At 44.2% G+C, this 17,246-nt stretch carries 18 protein-coding genes; 6 read left to right on the top strand and 12 right to left on the bottom strand.

What is annotated here, in order from left to right; all coding sequences use genetic code 11:
- The first annotated feature begins 35 nt into the window (after window positions 1-35).
- Together HFV01_RS15605 and HFV01_RS15600 are read left to right on the top strand one after the other, a co-directional pair.
- Window positions 36-848 carry a Uma2 family endonuclease gene (locus HFV01_RS15605; RefSeq protein WP_108614940.1) on the top strand — a complete coding sequence of 271 codons (813 nt, stop codon included), beginning with the start codon at window positions 36-38 and terminating at the stop codon, window positions 846-848.
- Window positions 849-914: 66 nt separating this feature from the next.
- Complete coding sequence (locus tag HFV01_RS15600) at window positions 915-1,622, top strand: Uma2 family endonuclease (RefSeq protein WP_193520195.1); 708 nt, start codon at window positions 915-917, stop codon at window positions 1,620-1,622.
- A gap of 149 nt (window positions 1,623-1,771) precedes the next feature.
- On the opposite strand, the gene HFV01_RS15595 is transcribed toward HFV01_RS15600, so the two are convergent.
- The 3 genes from HFV01_RS15595 to HFV01_RS15585 form a co-directional block, all read right to left on the bottom strand.
- Window positions 1,772-2,038: a gas vesicle protein GvpG gene (locus HFV01_RS15595; protein ID WP_006616263.1), complete on the bottom strand. Its 267-nt coding sequence runs from the start codon at window positions 2,036-2,038 to the stop codon at window positions 1,772-1,774.
- Between the two features lie 15 nt (window positions 2,039-2,053).
- Window positions 2,054-2,788 carry a gas vesicle protein GvpF gene (gene gvpF / locus HFV01_RS15590; RefSeq protein ID WP_006626108.1) on the bottom strand — a complete coding sequence of 245 codons (735 nt, stop codon included), beginning with the start codon at window positions 2,786-2,788 and terminating at the stop codon, window positions 2,054-2,056.
- Between the two features lie 102 nt (window positions 2,789-2,890).
- Window positions 2,891-3,346, bottom strand: a complete 456-nt coding sequence (locus HFV01_RS15585; RefSeq protein WP_006616265.1) for a gas vesicle protein K — start codon at window positions 3,344-3,346, stop codon at window positions 2,891-2,893.
- A gap of 265 nt (window positions 3,347-3,611) precedes the next feature.
- Here HFV01_RS15585 and HFV01_RS15580 point away from each other — a divergent pair, with 265 nt between their 5' ends.
- Both HFV01_RS15580 and HFV01_RS15575 read left to right on the top strand, forming a co-directional pair.
- On the top strand, window positions 3,612-5,093 hold the full coding sequence (locus HFV01_RS15580) for a glycoside hydrolase family 13 protein (protein WP_006626107.1): 1,482 nt from the start codon (window positions 3,612-3,614) through the stop codon (window positions 5,091-5,093).
- Window positions 5,094-5,121: 28 nt separating this feature from the next.
- Window positions 5,122-6,327, top strand: a complete 1,206-nt coding sequence (locus HFV01_RS15575) for a M20 family metallopeptidase (RefSeq protein ID WP_006626106.1) — start codon at window positions 5,122-5,124, stop codon at window positions 6,325-6,327.
- 36 nt (window positions 6,328-6,363) lie between these two features.
- Here HFV01_RS15575 and HFV01_RS15570 read toward each other — a convergent pair whose 3' ends face one another.
- From HFV01_RS15570 to HFV01_RS15530, 9 genes are all read right to left on the bottom strand, one after another.
- Window positions 6,364-6,951: a hypothetical protein gene (locus HFV01_RS15570; protein WP_006626105.1), complete on the bottom strand. Its 588-nt coding sequence runs from the start codon at window positions 6,949-6,951 to the stop codon at window positions 6,364-6,366.
- Window positions 6,952-6,954: 3 nt separating this feature from the next.
- Window positions 6,955-7,197: a TIGR02450 family Trp-rich protein gene (locus HFV01_RS15565; protein ID WP_006616785.1), complete on the bottom strand. Its 243-nt coding sequence runs from the start codon at window positions 7,195-7,197 to the stop codon at window positions 6,955-6,957.
- Window positions 7,198-7,273: 76 nt separating this feature from the next.
- Entirely contained in the window at window positions 7,274-7,546 is a 273-nt protein-coding gene (locus HFV01_RS15560; RefSeq protein WP_006626102.1) for an FmdB family zinc ribbon protein, read from the bottom strand.
- A 63-nt stretch (window positions 7,547-7,609) separates the two neighbouring features.
- A complete protein-coding gene (fmdA, locus tag HFV01_RS15555) occupies window positions 7,610-8,797 on the bottom strand; it encodes a formamidase (protein ID WP_006626101.1) in 1,188 nt (395 codons plus the stop codon).
- 508 nt (window positions 8,798-9,305) lie between these two features.
- Window positions 9,306-9,782, bottom strand: coding sequence for a hypothetical protein (locus tag HFV01_RS15550; protein WP_035759673.1), 477 nt, complete (start codon window positions 9,780-9,782; stop codon window positions 9,306-9,308).
- Between the two features lie 99 nt (window positions 9,783-9,881).
- Window positions 9,882-10,043, bottom strand: coding sequence for a hypothetical protein (locus tag HFV01_RS15545; RefSeq protein ID WP_193520194.1), 162 nt, complete (start codon window positions 10,041-10,043; stop codon window positions 9,882-9,884).
- A 161-nt stretch (window positions 10,044-10,204) separates the two neighbouring features.
- The gene (locus HFV01_RS15540; protein ID WP_006669073.1) at window positions 10,205-11,860 is read right to left on the bottom strand and encodes a peptidase domain protein; all 1,656 of its coding nucleotides are present in this window, start codon (window positions 11,858-11,860) and stop codon (window positions 10,205-10,207) included.
- Between the two features lie 12 nt (window positions 11,861-11,872).
- Window positions 11,873-13,213, bottom strand: coding sequence for a T9SS type A sorting domain-containing protein (locus HFV01_RS15535; RefSeq protein ID WP_006669072.1), 1,341 nt, complete (start codon window positions 13,211-13,213; stop codon window positions 11,873-11,875).
- 161 nt (window positions 13,214-13,374) lie between these two features.
- On the bottom strand, window positions 13,375-13,536 hold the full coding sequence (locus HFV01_RS15530; protein WP_193520193.1) for a hypothetical protein: 162 nt from the start codon (window positions 13,534-13,536) through the stop codon (window positions 13,375-13,377).
- Between the two features lie 317 nt (window positions 13,537-13,853).
- On the opposite strand from HFV01_RS15530, the gene gloA reads away from it, so the two are divergent.
- Both gloA and clpB read left to right on the top strand, forming a co-directional pair.
- On the top strand, window positions 13,854-14,282 hold the full coding sequence (gloA, locus tag HFV01_RS15525) for a lactoylglutathione lyase (protein ID WP_006669071.1): 429 nt from the start codon (window positions 13,854-13,856) through the stop codon (window positions 14,280-14,282).
- A 149-nt stretch (window positions 14,283-14,431) separates the two neighbouring features.
- Window positions 14,432-17,218, top strand: coding sequence for an ATP-dependent chaperone ClpB (gene clpB / locus HFV01_RS15520; RefSeq protein WP_006626092.1), 2,787 nt, complete (start codon window positions 14,432-14,434; stop codon window positions 17,216-17,218).
- Window positions 17,219-17,246: the final 28 nt, after the last annotated feature.

Below are 17,246 nucleotides of genomic sequence, written 5' to 3'. Positions count from 1 at the left end.
GATTAGCCCGACTCATCTAGTCGGAGAAAATAACTATGGTTCAACAAGTTTCCCCAACCGTAATTTATCCAGACAGTGACGGACAGCCGATGGCAGAAAATACCCAGCAATTCCAGTGGATTGTGGTAATTAAAGAAAACTTAGAAATTTTGTTCGCCAATCGGCCTGATGTGTTCGTGGCGGGAGATTTACTCTGGTATCCGGTGGAAGGAGATAATAAAACCCGTCAAGCCCCCGATGCTATGGTAGCCATAGGCAGGCCGAAAGGTCATCGAGGTTCCTATCGGCAGTGGGAGGAAGATAATATAGCGCCCCAGGTGGTGTTTGAAATTCTCTCACCGGGGAATCGTTTGGCGGAGATGAACCGGAAATTTAAGTTTTATGAGCGTTATGGGGTGGAAGAATATTATATATATGACCCGGAGCGTTTGGATTTGGCGGGATGGCGGCGTGGTGAGAGTGAGTTAAAAATGATTGAGGAAATGTCTGGTTGGGTGAGTCCTCGCCTCCAGATTCGCTTTGAATTTCCGCCCACGGGTTTAGAGTTATATTATCCCGATGGTCGTCGTTTTTTGACTTCTGTAGAGTTACACCAACAAGCGGAAGCGGCACAGCAACAAGCGGAAGCGGCACAGCAGCAAGCCCAAGCAGCACAGCGACAGGCGGAAGCAGCACAGCGACAGGCGGAAGCAGCACAGCGACAGGCGGAAGCAGCACAGCAGCAAGCTCAAGAGTCAGAACAACTGGCGCGGCGGGCGGAAGAAGAATTAGCCGAGGAAAAATTGCGATCGCAACGTCTCGCCGAACAGCTAAAACGCTTAGGCATTGACCCCGATTCAGCTTCCTGAGAAAACCGCTATACTAGAAAACAGCTTCAGAGATTAGCCCGACTCATCTAGTCGGAGAAAATAACTATGGTTCAACAAGTTTCCCCAACCGTAATTTATCCAGACAGTGACGGACAGCCGATGGCAGAAAATACCCAGCAATTCCAGTGGATTGTGGTAATTAAAGAAAACTTAGAAATTTTGTTCGCCAATCGGCCTGATGTGTTCGTGGCGGGAGATTTACTCTGGTATCCGGTGGAAGGAGATAATAAAACCCGTCAAGCCCCCGATGCCATGGTAGCCATAGGCAGGCCGAAAGGTCATCGAGGTTCCTATCGGCAGTGGGAGGAAGATAATATAGCGCCCCAGGTGGTGTTTGAAATTCTCTCACCGGGGAATCGTTTGGCGGAGATGAACCGGAAATTTAAGTTTTATGAGCGTTATGGGGTGGAAGAATATTATATATATGACCCGGAGCGTTTGGATTTGGCGGGATGGCGGCGTGGTGAGAGTGAGTTAAAAATGATTGAGGAAATGTCTGGTTGGGTGAGTCCTCGCCTCCAGATTCGCTTTGAATTTCCGCCCACGGGTTTAGAGTTATATTATCCCGATGGTCGTCGTTTTTTGACTTCTGTAGAGTTACACCAACAAGCGGAAGCGGCACAGCGAAAAGCCCAAGAGTCAGAAGAACGGGCGCGGCGGGCGGAAGAAGAATTAGCCGAGGAAAAATTGCGATCGCAACGTCTCGCCGAACAGCTAAAACGCTTAGGCATTGACCCTGATTCACAGGTATAAACTATAAGCCTGGTAGGGTGCGTCAGAGCGAATACATCAGGTCAATAATCATCTTCTCGACTGACGCACCATCACTGACGCACTGCACATTTCTAATCTAAAGAAAAGCCGATAGATGGGCGCGGGTACGTTGTCCCCAAAACCGATAATTATTCATCATCATCTGATGCCAACTCCGACTGTTGCTGAGACTCTTCTAGGGCGATAATTTCTCGTAATAACTGTTCCTCTTCTTCCTCGAAATCTTCCTCTGAAATATCGCCCATATCATAGGCTAATTGAAGAGCCAAAAGACGCTTATTTAAATTTTCTTTATCGTCTAGTTCAGCATCAGCGCGTTCTAAGATTTGTTCACCTATCCATACAATACCATCCAGGGGAGCGGTCAGAGGGGCGAGTAATAATCGTAAAACCATAGATTTATCCTCTCATTAATCAAGTTGTGTGAAATTATAGGGGGCTGTAAAATTATTATAGCGAATCCTCAGCCGTTTGGGAAAGTAATTGTCGATTTCCTCCACCTTCTGACTAAACTTTTCTTCACTATTCCAAGGAATTAAATAGGCGGCGTTATAAATCATTAAATCCGTCATCGATTCATTTTCTACATAATCTAAAGCCAGGGGAATTAAGCCATCTTGAAAAGCGGTGATAATCTCATTTTCGCGGTCTAAAATGTTTGACTCTATCTCCCGACCAATAGCAATCACTTCATCCATACTGAGGGGTTGACCTTCCAGGCGATCGCGTCTTTCTCTCAGGTCTTGATTTTCCTCCATTAAAGCATTAAGTTCAGCGGTTTCATTCCAAAAAACCTTCACCCCCACCTCGCGATTACCCTCCAACTTAACGAACAGTTCTTTCAGTCTTTCATGATAAGGATTAACTAACTGTTTAGCTACCGCATCCCAATCAGAAACAATCAAGCCAAATTGCAAAGGTAGTATCGTCCTATATCCCTCCTGCATCATGGCTTCTAACACCTTTTCATGACCTAGCAAATTCCTGCGGCTGGCCAAATACCGTTCCTGTTGCGCCTCGGAATACAGAAAAATAAACCCATCAATTTCATGAGTATAAACTGGCTGATTATCTAAGCCTTGCAAATGCCAAGACTTCAGCTTAGTTTTCGGTAAAATTCCGTATAAATACAGACTGTAACTCATATTAGTCACTCATCAAAAAGTAATTATCAGCAGTCTAGCACCTATCACTAGCCCCCCACAACCCAAAACTTGCCCATGGGATAAATTTGGGTAATCCCTAGGCTATAATAGAGGCTTTGATGTTAGCACCAATCTCAGCTTGGCATGAATCAGGTTAATTTGGGCTAAACCCAGATCAACACTTCCCTCTACTACTATACCCGTATTCAGAAGGCGATCGAGAAGTTCCAAGATCGAGGGATTTCCCAAGGACACCCCTGGGTAATAGCCACCGGACTTAGGGAGAAGGGAACCCAACTCCGACAGTTCGATATTCAAGTCTGCTGGGTCGATATCAAAAATTTCGCAGAGGTCCAACACCTGCGCCTCCAATTTACGCAGACTTTCGGCCGCGCGGTCAAGTTCTTCATCTGTTAGGGTATCAGCTTCCATGCGCCGGATAACTTGCGCTTCCATCAGCTGGCGGATTAATTCAACCACGGTAAGGAGTAGGGGGGCTAAACCTGCATCCTTACCAGATGATTTGGGAACCAAGGCTGTTTCTTCTGGACTTGACACTTGTGATTCTCATTAAGGTTCGGCTTGCTGTCAATCCTAGCAGATAGGAGATACTATCCGCAATACATAGCTAGGCCAATTATGCCCAAATTGATCTGATGTTCACAGTCTCAGTGCCACCAGATCATAATTTGACCACTAACTACTATGGTATTATGGTGATCGTGCGTCATATTTAGGTTGAAATATTTTCATAAGTGGCTGTATAAGTGACTTAGCAATTTATACGCCCTAAATATATATTGGTGTTTTCCAAATCGTAACCATGACAATTTACACTCCAGACTGGGTAAAACATTCGGTATTTTATCAAATTTTTCCTGACCGTTTTGCCCAAAACCAATTACCTCGACCCTCAGTTATTAGTCATCCTAAGTGGGAAGATTGGCACAAACCACCCACTTTGCAGGGGTATAAAGGCGGTAACTTGTGGGGGGTAATTGAACACCTCGACTATCTGCAAGATTTGGGGATTAATGCGATTTATTTTACCCCCATATTTCAATCAGCCAGTAACCATCGCTACCATACCCATGACTATTATCAAGTTGACCCGATTTTAGGCGGTAATCCAGCCCTGCGAGAATTGATAGATGCTGCCCATAGTCGCCATATTAAAATCGTCCTAGATGGGGTTTTTAACCATGCTAGTCGAGGCTTTTTCTTCTTTAATGATATCCTAGAAAATGGCCCTCACTCTCCTTGGTTAGACTGGTTTAAGGTGGAAAACTGGCCTCTGTCTGCCTATGATGGTAGTCAACCCGCCAATTATGTCGGTTGGATGAATAACCGGGCTTTACCGGAATTTAATCATGAGCATCCCGATGTGCGTGAATATATTATGGCGATCGCCGAATATTGGATTAACTTTGGTATAGACGGCTGGCGTTTAGACGTTCCTTTTGAAATAGAAACACCCGGATTTTGGCAAGAATTTCGCAGTCGTGTCAAAGCCGGTAACCCGGAAGCCTATATCGTCGGAGAAGTGTGGACAGATGCCCGTCAGTGGCTCGATGGCAGCCAATTTGATGGCGTAATGAACTATCTATTTACCGGACCTACCATCGCCTTTACAGCCCAATCCAGAGTCCGTAGAGAATTAGTAGAAGCGCCTTCTTATTATCCCTATCCTCCCCTTTCCGCCGCCGAATATAGCAGTAAAATCCAGGAACTTCTTGCTCTCTATCCTTGGGAGATTCAACTCACCCAACTTAACCTACTTAATAGCCACGATGTCGCCCGTTTAATTACCATAGTTCAGGAAGATCAAGCCAGCGTTAAACTCGCTACCTTACTATTATTAACCTTCCCGGGCGCTCCCAGTATATATTATGGTGATGAAGTCGGTTTACCAGGAGAATTTGACCCCGATTGTCGTCGTGGTTTCCCGCCCCAAGAACAATGGGATTTAGACTTACTAGAATACCACAAAAATCTCATCACCCTCCGCCATAAATACCCGGCTCTCAGAATCGGGACTTATCAAGTTCTCTTCGCCCAAGATCTAGTTTATAGCTTTGCCAGAATTTTAACCACCAATTCCCCGGAAGGTCAGGAAGAATTAATCATCACAGTTAATAGTAGCTTAGAATCTGCTACAATTAATATACCAGTTCCCCAACTCACCACTAAACCTGAAAGAGTTGTCTATGGAAATTGTACCGCCCGCTGGCTTAATTTAGAGGGAGAGAATCATCTGGAACTGATATTACCCCCTCGCAGTGGTTGTATTCTAGCCAACCGTTAAAACTCTGCCTGATCAGCCTATTATTGCCATGAGTAAACATCAAAACTCCATCCTCACTGAAATCAAAGACCTCACCAATTCCCTATATCCCCGTTTAGTAGAAATTCGTCGTCACATTCATGCACACCCAGAACTTAGCGGTCAAGAATATCAAACCTCTGCATATATAGCGGGGGTATTATCTTCCTGTGGGTTGCACATTCAAGAAGCGGTAGGAAAAACCGGAGTAGTAGGGGAATTAAAAGGAACTGGTAACCATCATCAATGGTTAGCAATTCGTACTGATATGGATGCCCTCCCTATTCAAGAATTAACTAACCTAGAATATGCCTCTCGTCATCCCGGCGTAATGCACGCTTGTGGGCATGATGTACATACTACGGTAGGATTAGGTACAGCGATGGTTTTATCACGCCTACAGGACTCGCTACCGGGGGCTGTGCGATTCTTATTTCAACCGGCTGAAGAAATCGCTAGGGGTTCCACTTGGATGGTAGAAGATGGGGTAATGAATGACGTTATATCTATCTTTGGATTGCACGTTTTTCCGACTATTACGGCGGGGTGTATTGGCATTAGAGTAGGGGCATTAACAGCGGCGGCGGATGATTTGGAATTGACTATTTTGGGAGAGTCTGGACATGGTGCGCGTCCCCATGAAGCCATTGATGCAATTTGGATCGCCGCCCAAGTAATTACGACTCTACAACAGGCAATTAGTCGCACTCATAACCCCCTTAGACCAGTGGTATTAACTATTGGTCAAATTACTGGCGGACGTGCTTCTAATGTGATTGCGGATCAGGTAAAATTATTGGGAACAGTGCGATCGCTTCATCAATCAACCTATGAAACTTTACCAGCATGGATAGAGAATATAGTAGCTAATGTTTGTCAAACCTATGGGGCTAAGTATCAAATGAACTATCGCCGGGGTGTTCCCAGTGTGCAGAATGATCCAGCCTTAACTCAATTAATCGAAGCCTCAGTTAGGGAAGCCTGGGGAAATGAAAGTGTAGAAATTCTCCCGGAACCTTCTCTGGGTGCGGAAGATTTTTCGGTGTATTTAAATTATGCACCGGGCGCAATGTTTCGCCTAGGAATAGGACAACCAGACCAACCCAATTATCCCCTACATCACCCTAAGTTTCAGGTAGATGAATCAGCAATTAAAACCGGAGTAGTTACCCTAGCTTATTCAGCTTATCAGTTTTGGCAAAAGCGTTGTCAATAACACCATAGCCACCAATTTACCTATGGTCTATTTTGATTATTCATCTTGGGGTGATGGATGTTCTAGGGTCTGTTTCGCCTGTTTAATTTGATCAAAGAGGGTCGCGCGCGATCGCACAGATTTCTCCATAATTAAGCGATCGATGCCATACTTAGCCTTGAGTTGATCTCGAACCTCCTTAGATACAGGTTCAGGGGGCGCTTGAAAATCTGCGGCTGTATACACCGGAAGCCGCGACCCCAAAACTTCAATAGGCATATCAGGAAGTCTAACCAAAAAATATTCTCGTCGCCTGCGAATAGTTTGGGCGCGGTTTTCCATTTCGGTCAGAATAGCCATCACCTGAGACAAATCATGAGATACCATCGCCATTTGTACCTCAACATCTCCCAGGGGAATTTTTAAGGCCTGCGCCCTTTCTAACACATCTGGCGGCAAATGTTCCAAACTAGGGGGGTTAATCGCCGCCTCTATATGGGCTAGAGTATTCCTAATCTTCTCCTCAACTTCCCTAACCTGTAGAATTTTAGCCTGTTCGGGAGGAACATGATCAACCATATTCTTTAGTTCAGTGGCGGCAGCTTCTAATTGAGCGATCGCCTGTTGAATATAGCTATAATCCATATATCAGTCTCCATCATCAAGTTCTTGGGTAGACTGCCACCCAGGTTCCCACAGATTACGATCTTTAAGCTGTTTAGCATTCAACCAAAATCTAACTGTCGGGTCACAGGAAGCCACCAACTCCGCAAAAACCAACTGACCCTGATTTTTACGGTTAACCACCTGAAAATGTCGCCATCCCCAAGTTTTTTGGGTAGCCGTCCATTTAGAACCCACCAGATAGGGAAATTTTGTCTTTTTTGGCATTACCAGTCCATATTCTTAATTCCTGATTCTGCCATAAATTTTCACCAGACAACAGCCCACCCACACAGAACATGATTCAACCGTGACCTATCATCCAAGGGCGATCGCACCTACTTTGTTTATATCGGGGAGATGATGGTTGGCGATCGCTTTTCACCAATTTGGGTTCTTTACTTTCTCCCCGTCGCAAACTTAACCCCCTCGAATTCAAATTAATATTGGGCGGCGAAAAGATTTTTTCACTCTGATTTTGGCATTGAGGACAGGCAACCGGAGTTCCCACCTCCGCCAAAGTCTGCCATGTTTCAAACTCTCCGCAATTAGCACAACGAAATTCATACAGTGGCATTTTCTTTATTCTCCTTATCTAACTGCCCCCAGTTCCCAATGACTAGGGGCGATAATTACACTACTAAGTTGGCAAAATATTGCGATCAAAAATCTCCGTTGGTATTGCCACGGTACAACAAGCATTCGGAATATCCACAATACCACTAATTCGACCTTCTACCGGGGCTGAACTCAATAGCAAATAAGCCTGTTCTCCCGTAAATCCAAACTTTTGCAAATATGCGATCGCATTCAAACAAGCCCGACGATAGGAAACATGAGCATCCAAATAATACTGTTTCCCAGTAAACTCATCAACCGAAATTCCCTCAAATACCAAATACTCCGAATAGCGAGGTTCCACCGGACCAGGTTTAAAAATCGGATTCACCATTGCATACTTTTCCACCCCTCCTTTAATCAGATCAACATGGAGGTCGATATATCCCGACATTTCAATAGCGCCACAAAACGAAATTTCCCCATCTCCCTGGGAAAAATGAATATCTCCCATAGACAATTTCGCCCCCTCTACATACACCGGAAAATAAATCCGCGACCCCCGCGACAAATTCTTAATATCGCAGTTTCCGCCATGTTCCCGAGGTGGAACCGTCCGCGCTGCTTCCGCCGCCACCCGCTCAAATTCCGACCCAGTTAATGTTCCCAAAACCGCATTTTCTGGGTTGGGTAAAGCCGCCAGAGGTGGAATTTCTGGTTTCCAAACCGGACCCCCTGTTTCTACTAATTCCCTTTCCCGTTTATTCCACTGCATCAACAGTTCATAGGAAGGCGCACAGCCAATTAATCCAGGGTGAGTAATACCCGCAAAACGTACTCCCGGAATATGGCGAGAACTCGTATAAATTCCCTGTAAATCCCAAATAGCTTTAGCTGCATTCGGAAAATGATCAGTTAGAAAACCACCCCCATTTTCCCGCGCAAAAATTCCCGTAAAGCCCCATTCATCTCCCTGTAATGCACCAATATCCAGAATATCTACAACTAAAATATCTCCTGGTTGGGCACCGTTTACATAAATCGGCCCACTGAGAACGTGAACCACACTTAGATCTACATCTCGAACGTCGTCGGGACTATCATTATTTTTGATTTGTCCGTCTGTCCAGTCCTTGCATTCAATCCGAAAAATGTCTCCCGGATTAACAGAAACCACCGCCGGAATGTCTGGATGCCAGCGATTATGTCCCGGCATTTCTTGTTCCGACATTGGTTTAGTTAGATCAACTTTAAATAGTGTTTGCGGCATTTTTTTCCTGATTACCCTTCATCATGATGGTTTTTTAATCAACAAAACTTAATGATTCAATTCTTTTTGAATCTTAGTCTCTCGATGTTAAGACATCTTCACCTATTTCCTAGATAACAAAATGTAATTTTAGATACAAAATATCAATTTATCTGGATATTTTTAATAATGATAATCATTCTCTAAAATCTCAGAGCCAGCTATCTCAAACCTGCCCAAAGTTAGAGTTTCCTAAATCATGACAATATTGGGGTATAAAAAACTCAAAAGTTTACCGATTTTTTATTTACAAATTCCCTAACTTGACCTATATTTATAGCATGGGAATATGTGGCGGAATATATATGGCTTTTGGCTGCCTACTGTTTAAGTTAAACCCCGGCGAGTCATTACCCATAAAATCGGGAATTGCAGTTAGCGACATTCCCACAACTGTCCTCAGCAAAAAAAGGGGAATTCATCAATTCCCCCCATATATTTCCCAAGTCATAATTTACATTCAAGATGATTATCGAGCAAAAACCCCCACCCCGTAATAGCAGGTTGAAGCATTACAGTTAGCCATTGTTACCTCAACCTTAAATCGACCACTCCATTTGGGGTCAACTTCTACCATGGGGTAGTCATCAAGGGCGGTATCAGAGTCAATCAGATTGTTATTTTCATCATAAAGCGATAAGTCTATATCTCGACAATCTTCATCACAAACGCCGACCAGAATGTAAGATGAACCCGAATTTAAGTTCAGGTAGAGATAATCCTTTTGGTTATGACCAATATCACCCAAATATGGTTCATGACTAAGCTGATAACTCCCCGAAATTCCCAAAGCCACTCCCGCTTGCATCAATTGTTGACGCACTTGTTGAACGAAGCGGTTATCTGAAGCCGCACCAGGTAGCCCTAGGGTAATTGCCATAGCAATACTGATGGCTAAAGTGCTGTAACTTGCCACATTACGTGATGGTTTGAATCTTAGTTTCATATAGGCTCGACTAAGTATATGAGGTGGATTAACTCGATTATATCCTCTCCCTCTTATTGGCAAGTAAAGGGGGTTACTTTTTAATGAAAATTTAATCATTTAGGCTATGGTAAAGTCATGGCAAAATATATGCTGTCCCAGGGTGCGGCTCTCAATTATTGACACAGTGATAAAGTGCGATCGCCTTTGACGGTAGACCCTCCACCAGTCAGTTAGGGGAACCCAAAAAATCCCAAAAATCCCCCCATTTTTCCTTGACAAATCTCCGAACTTGACCTATACTTAGAGAATGGGAATCCGTGCCGACATATATATCGCTTTTCTGGGACTTTTCCATGTCAAAGTCGGAGCAGTTAGCGAACCACCCCGACACCATTAATTAATCAGCCAGCCAGTCTACTTATTAATCAGTTTTAGCAACTTCAAGCCAGACTCCCGACCCCCTCCACAAACCGAAAGATACTACTATCTTCCAAGTTCAAACTCGTCACACCCTCAATAATACCGACAATTTTATCAGTCTCGCCAATTTGGTAAATAGCAGTAGCATTAGTAAATCCCAGGGGTAAATCCCCTATGCGATAGTTAGTAGCATTACCCAACAAAACCATCACATCTTGATTCATCTCCCAATCAGCCACCACAGTATAACCCTCACCGGGAAGCATCACAAAAGTATCATTTCCCTCTCCCCCATTCAACGTATCAATTCCCTCGGAACCCCCATACAAGATATCATTCCCCTTATCACCAAACAACAGAGAATTACCCTCACCCGCCACTAGAGTATCATGACCTTGACCGCCATAGAGAGTATCACCAGAGCTACCACCAAACAGGATATCATCATCCTTATTTCCCAACAAAGCGTCACGACCGGAACCCCCAACTAAAGTATCATTTCCCTGACCCCCAAATAGGGTATTATTTCCTTGCTGTCCATCGAGGTAGTCATCCCCTTCAAAACCTAGTAAAGTTTCATCAGAATCACTACCCATAATCACATCATCCCCATCACTACCAAACCACTGATTAGGGAAAGGTTGAGTAATCGAGTTATTAGAATTTTGGATACTATCATTAGGTTCTGATTCATCAGATGAGATGACAGTAAAAGGAGCCATAATATAGAGGTTATATTCGGGACTAATAGCGTCATCATTGCCATAAACCTGAACATGATAAGTTCCCGCTGCTAGTCCCCCTAAACTAATCCCATCCAAATCACTACTAATTGAAGAGTTTATCAAGACTCCATCTGCATTATACAAAGCAAAACTTAGGTGTTCATTAAAGTACCAGGAATTCACCGATACATAATGAATCGGACTTGCAGTTTGAGGGATTTCAAATTTGAACCAGTCTGAGTCTCCAGCATGAATACTAAGACCACGCCAAGAATTCCATTCAGATAGCAAGCCTAAATCGGTGGCAGTTTCGATACTATCATTGGGTTCAAATTCATCTGGTGTTATATTGATAGGAGGATTGATATAGAGGCTATATAAAGGTCTAATGACTCCCTCATCTCCATAAACTTGAACATGATAAGTTCCGGCTTCTAATCCCTCTAAGCTAATCCCCCGCCAATCATTAATAACAGAAGTGCCAATCAAGACTCCCTCACCATCATAGAGGGCAATATTTAGGTTTTCGCCAGAGTAAAAGGAACTAATTGATACGGAATTATAATCTCTTCCGGTTTGAGATATATCAAATTTGAACCAATCTGAGTCTCCAGGATGAATACTGAGATTATCCCAAGAATTTCCCTGGGATAATAAGCCTAAATCTGTGGCAGTTTCGATACTATCATTGGGTTCAAATCTATCTGGACTCATATCCCAGGGAGCAGTGATAGACAGGCTATAAAAAGGTATAATTGCTCCCTCATCTCCATAAACCTGAACATGATAAGTTCCGGCTGCTAGTCCCTCTAAGCTAATCCCCTCCCAATCATTGATTACGGAAGTGTCAATCAAGACTCCCTCAGTATTGTAGAGAGCAACATTTAGGTTTTCACGAGAGGATGAAGAACCAATTGATACTAAATTATTCACACTTCCGGTTTGAGCCATATCAAATTTAAATCAATCTGAGTCTCCCGCATCATGAATACTGAGTTTATACCAAGAATTCCACTGAGATAATAAGCCCAAATCGGTAGAAAATTCGATACTGTTATTAGCTTCAAATCTATCAGGCTCTATATTCCAGGGAGCATTAATATAGAGAATATATGAAGGTATAATTGCTCCCTCATCTCCATACACTTTGACATGATAAGTGCCGGCTTCTAATCCCTTTAAACTAATCGACTCACTAGCATCACTCCTAGCAGTATTAATCAAGATTCCCTCAGCATTATAAAGGGCAAAATTGAGGTTGTCACCATAGTAATAAGAACCAAGTGATACATAATTATCGGCTATTCCGGTTTCAGATGTATCAAATTTGAACCAATCTGAGTCGCCAGCATGAATACTGAGATTATCCCAAGAATTCCACTGAGATAATAAGCCTAAATCGGTAGCATTTTCGATACTATCATTAGCTTCAAATCTATCTGGGGTCATGTTCCAAGGAGCGTTAATATTCAGGCTGTAGCTAGGTCTAGTTATTCCCTCATCTCCATACACTTTGATATGGTAAGTTCCGGCTTCTAGTCCCTCTAAACTAATCCCATTCATAGCCTCACTACTGGAACTGTTAATCAAGACTCCCTCAGCATCATACAAGCTGAAATTGAGGTGGTCACCATAGTACCAGTAATTAATTGATACATAATTATCGGATCTTCCGGTATCGGCGATCGCAAATTTGAACCAATCTGAGTCTTCAGGATGAATACTTATATCATACCAATAATTCATCTGAGATAGCAAGCCTAAATCTGTAGAGGTTTCGATGCTATCGTTAGGCTCAAATTTATCTGGTTTCATATCCCAGGGAGCGTTAATATACAGGCTGTAACTAGGTCTAATTACTCCGTCATCTCCCTGAATATTAAAATAGTAAGTTCCGGCTTCTATTCCCTCTAAACTAATTCTCTCCTCCCCATCACTACTTGTACTATAAATCAATACTCCCTCGCTATCATATAGGGATAAATTTAGGTTTTCACCATGAAACCATGAACTAATTGATAGGTAATTATTTACACTTCCGGTTTGAGCTATCTCAAATTTGAACCAATCTGAGTCTCGAGCATGAATACTGAGATTATCCCAATAATTCCATTCAGATATCAAGCCTAGATCTGTGGCTGTTTCTCGGCTATCATTGGGTTCAAATATATCGAGATTAATAGTGTTGACAGATTGACTAGACATTTTGATTTCTCCATGAAAAGTATTAAAAATATATTCATTGCTGCCATCATATTTTTTGATATAAGTGGCAGAAATGCCATCAAAATACTGACCAGACAATGGGAGTAATTTCTGCCTGAAGTTACATTGTATGTGTATTCAGCTTTTCACTTTTGTCTCCCCACTAGGTTGTCTAGGTTATGGTTTTTAAGGGCTAGATTTACTCCATTATATCCTTTACCTACAGTCGGGAGCTAAATCCGTTAATTTTTAACAATAATTTAATTATTGTAGGAGTGATGAATTGATGGAAAAATCTCGATTTCTCTGGCTTCTCTCAATTGTTGATTGACACAGTGATAAAGTGCGATCGCCTTTCCCGTAGACCCTCCACCAGTACCCCCAGTTAGGGGAACCCAAAAAATCCCCAAAAATCCCCCCATTTTTCCTTGACAAATCTCCGAACTTGACCTATACTTAGAGAATGGGAATCCGTGCCGACATATATATGGTATTTTAGGGGTTTGTCGGTGGTAAGGAAAAGCGAAAAGGTTTGTTAACAGTGGTGAAAGGGCGATCGCCTTGAGGAGAAGAGGGGAAGGGGAGAAGGGGTAGAGATAGCGATCGCCCGAAAAGAAACGGTTGTGTGGTTGTTGATGGTTAGGTAGTGGGAGAGGGGGCTAGTGGCAGTGACGAACTGAGGAGATTTCCTTAAAATAACAGGTAAGGACTAATCTTCATAAGGAGGAGAACCAATCTCATGAGACTTTTACACACAATGCTGCGGGTCGGCAACTTGGATGAGTCGCTGAAATTTTACTGTGATATTCTGGGAATGAAGCTGCTGCGACAGAAAGATTATCCTGGGGGAAAGTTTACCCTAGCCTTTGTGGGATATGGGGATGAAGCTGATCATAGTGTCATTGAACTGACCTATAACTGGGGCGTTGATAGCTACAACCTGGGGGACGGTTACGGCCATATTGCCCTCGGTGTGGATGATATTTATAGCACCTGTGAGCAAATTCGGGCAGCAGGGGGTAAAATTAGCCGAGAACCAGGGCCGATGAAACACGGATCAACAGTGATTGCTTTCGTGGAAGACCCGGACGGGTATAAAGTTGAATTGATTCAACTGGGAACCCAGGGCTCGGCTGAGGCAAGTAAACAGTTAGCAGTAAACAGTTAAGATCTGAACGGATAAGGTGATCGATTGCCCATAGTAGGATAAAATCCTTGGGGCAATCGGCTCTGGTGGTCCCCAGAAAAATACATCGGCAACATCTATTTGAGAGTCATAATTCCCCGTTCCCTATTTGGTGTCAATAAAAATAAGCAATGCAACCGACCGATCCGAGTAAATTTACAGATAAAGCCTGGGAAGCGATAGTAAAATCCCAAGATGTTGCTCGTCGCTTCCAAAATCAGCATTTAGAAGTGGAGCACGTGGCGATCGCCGCCTTAGAACAAAATGGACTGGCTAATAATATATTAGGGCGGGCTGGTTTTAATCCCGAACAGGTCCAGCAACAATTAGAAGCCTTCACCAAACGGCAACCCCGAGTCGGAACTATTGACCATCTCTACCTAGGTCGTGGGTTAGAATTGATGCTAGATACGGCTGAAGCGACGCGGTCCGCATGGCAAGACCGCTACATTGCTATTGAACACCTGATTATTGCCCTAGCAGAAGATGATCGCGTCGGTCGTAGGATTTTGGGTAGTGGAAACCCCACCAGAGCCACACCAGGAAGACCAGGGTTCGATCGCCCTACCAATGACTCCAAAGCTACAGTCCGGGAGAAACTGGAAGAAGCCATCAAATCCATGCGTGGCAGTGCTAAAGTTGACAACCAGAACCCGGAAAATAGTTATGATGCCCTGAGTAAGTATGGCCGAGATCTAACCGAATTGGCTAAGGCAGGGAAACTAGACCCGGTGATCGGACGGGATGAAGAAATTCGCCGGGTGGTTAGTTGTCTGTCCAGACGAACCAAAAATAATCCGGTGTTAATTGGAGAACCGGGAGTCGGTAAAACAGCGATCGCCGAAGGGTTAGCGCAACGCATTGTTAACGGAGATGTGCCAGAGTCCCTCAAAAACCGCCAGTTGATTTCCCTGGATATGGGTAGTTTAATCGCTGGAGCCAAATATAGGGGGGAATTTGAAGAAAGACTGCGATCGGTATTGCGGGAAGTTACCCACTCCGACGGTCAAATAGTCCTGTTTATCGACGAACTACATACCGTCGTGGGGGCAGGATCGGGTTCTGGAGGTTCGGGAATGGATGCCGGAAACCTGCTTAAACCTATGTTAGCCCGGGGAGAATTGCGCTGTATCGGTGCTTCTACTGTTGATGAATACCGTAAGCATATCGAAAAAGACCCAGCCCTAGAAAGACGATTTCAACAGGTCTATGTTGATCAACCTAGTCCAGAGGATACCGTGTCAATCCTGCGGGGGTTGAAAGACCGTTACGAACGCCATCACGGGGTCAAAATTACTGATTCCGCATTGGTGGCGGCGGCAATGCTGTCCGCGCGATATATTAGCGATCGCTTCCTTCCTGATAAGGCGATCGACCTAGTAGACGAAGCCGCCGCCCAGTTGAAAATGGAAATCACCTCCAAACCCGTGGAGTTAGAACAAATTGAGCGTCGCCTCATGCAGTTGGAGATGGAAAAACTCTCCGTCGAAGGGGAAAGCCAAAGAAGTACACCCCCACGCACAGGGGAACAAGATCGAACTGCTGATCTGGGTTTAAATATGCGTATCCAATCCCTACTGCAAGAAATTAACACCCTCAAAGACAAGCAGAAAACTCTATCGTCCCAGTGGCAGAGTGAAAAGGAACTCCTCGAAGCTATTAACCGCCTCAAAGAAGAAGAAGAAAAACTGCGGGTGCAAATTGAACAAGCCGAACGCGCTTATGATCTCAATAAAGCAGCTCAGTTAAAATACGGCCGCTTAGAGACTCTTCACCACGACCGAGAGGCGCGGGAGGCAGAATTGTTAAAATTGCAGGCTCAGGGGTCTTCCTTGCTGCGAGAGCAGGTGACAGAAGCCGATATTGCTGCCATTGTCGCTAAGTGGACGGGGATTCCCGTTAATCGCCTGTTGGAGTCCGAACGACAAAAATTATTACAATTGGAATCCCATTTACATCGGCGCGTAATTGGTCAGCAGGAAGCCGTGGAAGCTGTATCTGCCGCTATTCGCCGCGCTAGGGCGGGGATGAAAGACCCCGGACGGCCTATCGGTTCGTTTCTGTTTATGGGACCCACAGGGGTCGGTAAAACTGAGTTGGCTAGGGCTTTGGCGGAGTTCCTCTTTGACAGCGAGGAAGCTATGATTCGCATTGATATGTCCGAATATATGGAAAAACACGCTGTCTCTCGGTTGGTGGGTGCGCCTCCGGGATATGTGGGCTATGACGAAGGCGGACAACTATCAGAAGCGGTCCGCCGCCATCCCTATTCAGTGATTCTATTTGATGAGGTGGAAAAAGCTCATCCTGATGTCTTTAATATCCTCTTACAAGTATTGGATGATGGCAGAATTACTGACTCCCAAGGACGATTGGTGGATTTCCGCAATACCGTAATTGTCATGACTAGCAATATCGGGGGTGAGTATATTCTGGGGGTGGCTGGGGATGACTCTCGCTATGGGGAAATGTCTGCTTTGGTTATGCAGGCTTTGCGATCGCATTTCCGACCCGAATTTTTGAATCGGGTAGATGAAATTATCCTCTTCCACACCCTCAGTAAAGCTGAATTGCGCGATATCGTTGCCATTCAAATGCATCGCCTCCAAAGACTTTTGGCTGATCAAAAAATTGCTCTGGATTTATCACCTGCTGCTATTGATCATGTGGCTGATGTGGGTTATGATCCTGTTTATGGGGCTAGACCTCTGAAACGGGCGATTCAACGGGAGTTGGAAAATCCGATCGCTAACCTGATTTTAGAGCAGAAGTTTGTCACGGGCGATACTATTCAAATTCAGGTGAAAGATGGAACACTCACTTTTGATCATCCCTTGAAGACACCAGAAGCCCCATTAAATCAGGGTCAGTTGACCATGTTACCAGTGGCAGTCAACAGCCCAGGTGATGATAATTAAAATCTTTAAGTGTGCCGTCTCTATCTCG

The sequence above is a fragment of the Limnospira fusiformis SAG 85.79 genome (genome assembly GCF_012516315.1).
GTDB classification, from domain to species: Bacteria; Cyanobacteriota; Cyanobacteriia; order Cyanobacteriales; family Microcoleaceae; genus Limnospira; species Limnospira fusiformis.
This window is presented reverse-complemented; position numbering and strand designations above follow the sequence as displayed.

Coding starts and splice junctions, on each gene's coding strand:
- HFV01_RS15605 (WP_108614940.1), top strand. CDS start 36: ATGGTTCAACAAGTTTCCCCAACCGTAATTTATCCAGACAGTGACGGA.
- HFV01_RS15600 (WP_193520195.1), top strand. CDS start 915: ATGGTTCAACAAGTTTCCCCAACCGTAATTTATCCAGACAGTGACGGA.
- HFV01_RS15595 (WP_006616263.1), bottom strand. CDS start 2,038: ATGGTTTTACGATTATTACTCGCCCCTCTGACCGCTCCCCTGGATGGT.
- gvpF (WP_006626108.1), bottom strand. CDS start 2,788: ATGAGTTACAGTCTGTATTTATACGGAATTTTACCGAAAACTAAGCTG.
- HFV01_RS15580 (WP_006626107.1), top strand. CDS start 3,612: ATGACAATTTACACTCCAGACTGGGTAAAACATTCGGTATTTTATCAA.
- HFV01_RS15575 (WP_006626106.1), top strand. CDS start 5,122: ATGAGTAAACATCAAAACTCCATCCTCACTGAAATCAAAGACCTCACC.
- HFV01_RS15570 (WP_006626105.1), bottom strand. CDS start 6,951: ATGGATTATAGCTATATTCAACAGGCGATCGCTCAATTAGAAGCTGCC.
- HFV01_RS15565 (WP_006616785.1), bottom strand. CDS start 7,197: ATGCCAAAAAAGACAAAATTTCCCTATCTGGTGGGTTCTAAATGGACG.
- HFV01_RS15560 (WP_006626102.1), bottom strand. CDS start 7,546: ATGCCACTGTATGAATTTCGTTGTGCTAATTGCGGAGAGTTTGAAACA.
- fmdA (WP_006626101.1), bottom strand. CDS start 8,797: ATGCCGCAAACACTATTTAAAGTTGATCTAACTAAACCAATGTCGGAA.
- HFV01_RS15550 (WP_035759673.1), bottom strand. CDS start 9,782: ATGAAACTAAGATTCAAACCATCACGTAATGTGGCAAGTTACAGCACT.
- HFV01_RS15540 (WP_006669073.1), bottom strand. CDS start 11,860: ATGGCTCAAACCGGAAGTGTGAATAATTTAGTATCAATTGGTTCTTCA.
- HFV01_RS15530 (WP_193520193.1), bottom strand. CDS start 13,536: ATGGGGGGATTTTTGGGGATTTTTTGGGTTCCCCTAACTGGGGGTACT.
- gloA (WP_006669071.1), top strand. CDS start 13,854: ATGAGACTTTTACACACAATGCTGCGGGTCGGCAACTTGGATGAGTCG.
- clpB (WP_006626092.1), top strand. CDS start 14,432: ATGCAACCGACCGATCCGAGTAAATTTACAGATAAAGCCTGGGAAGCG.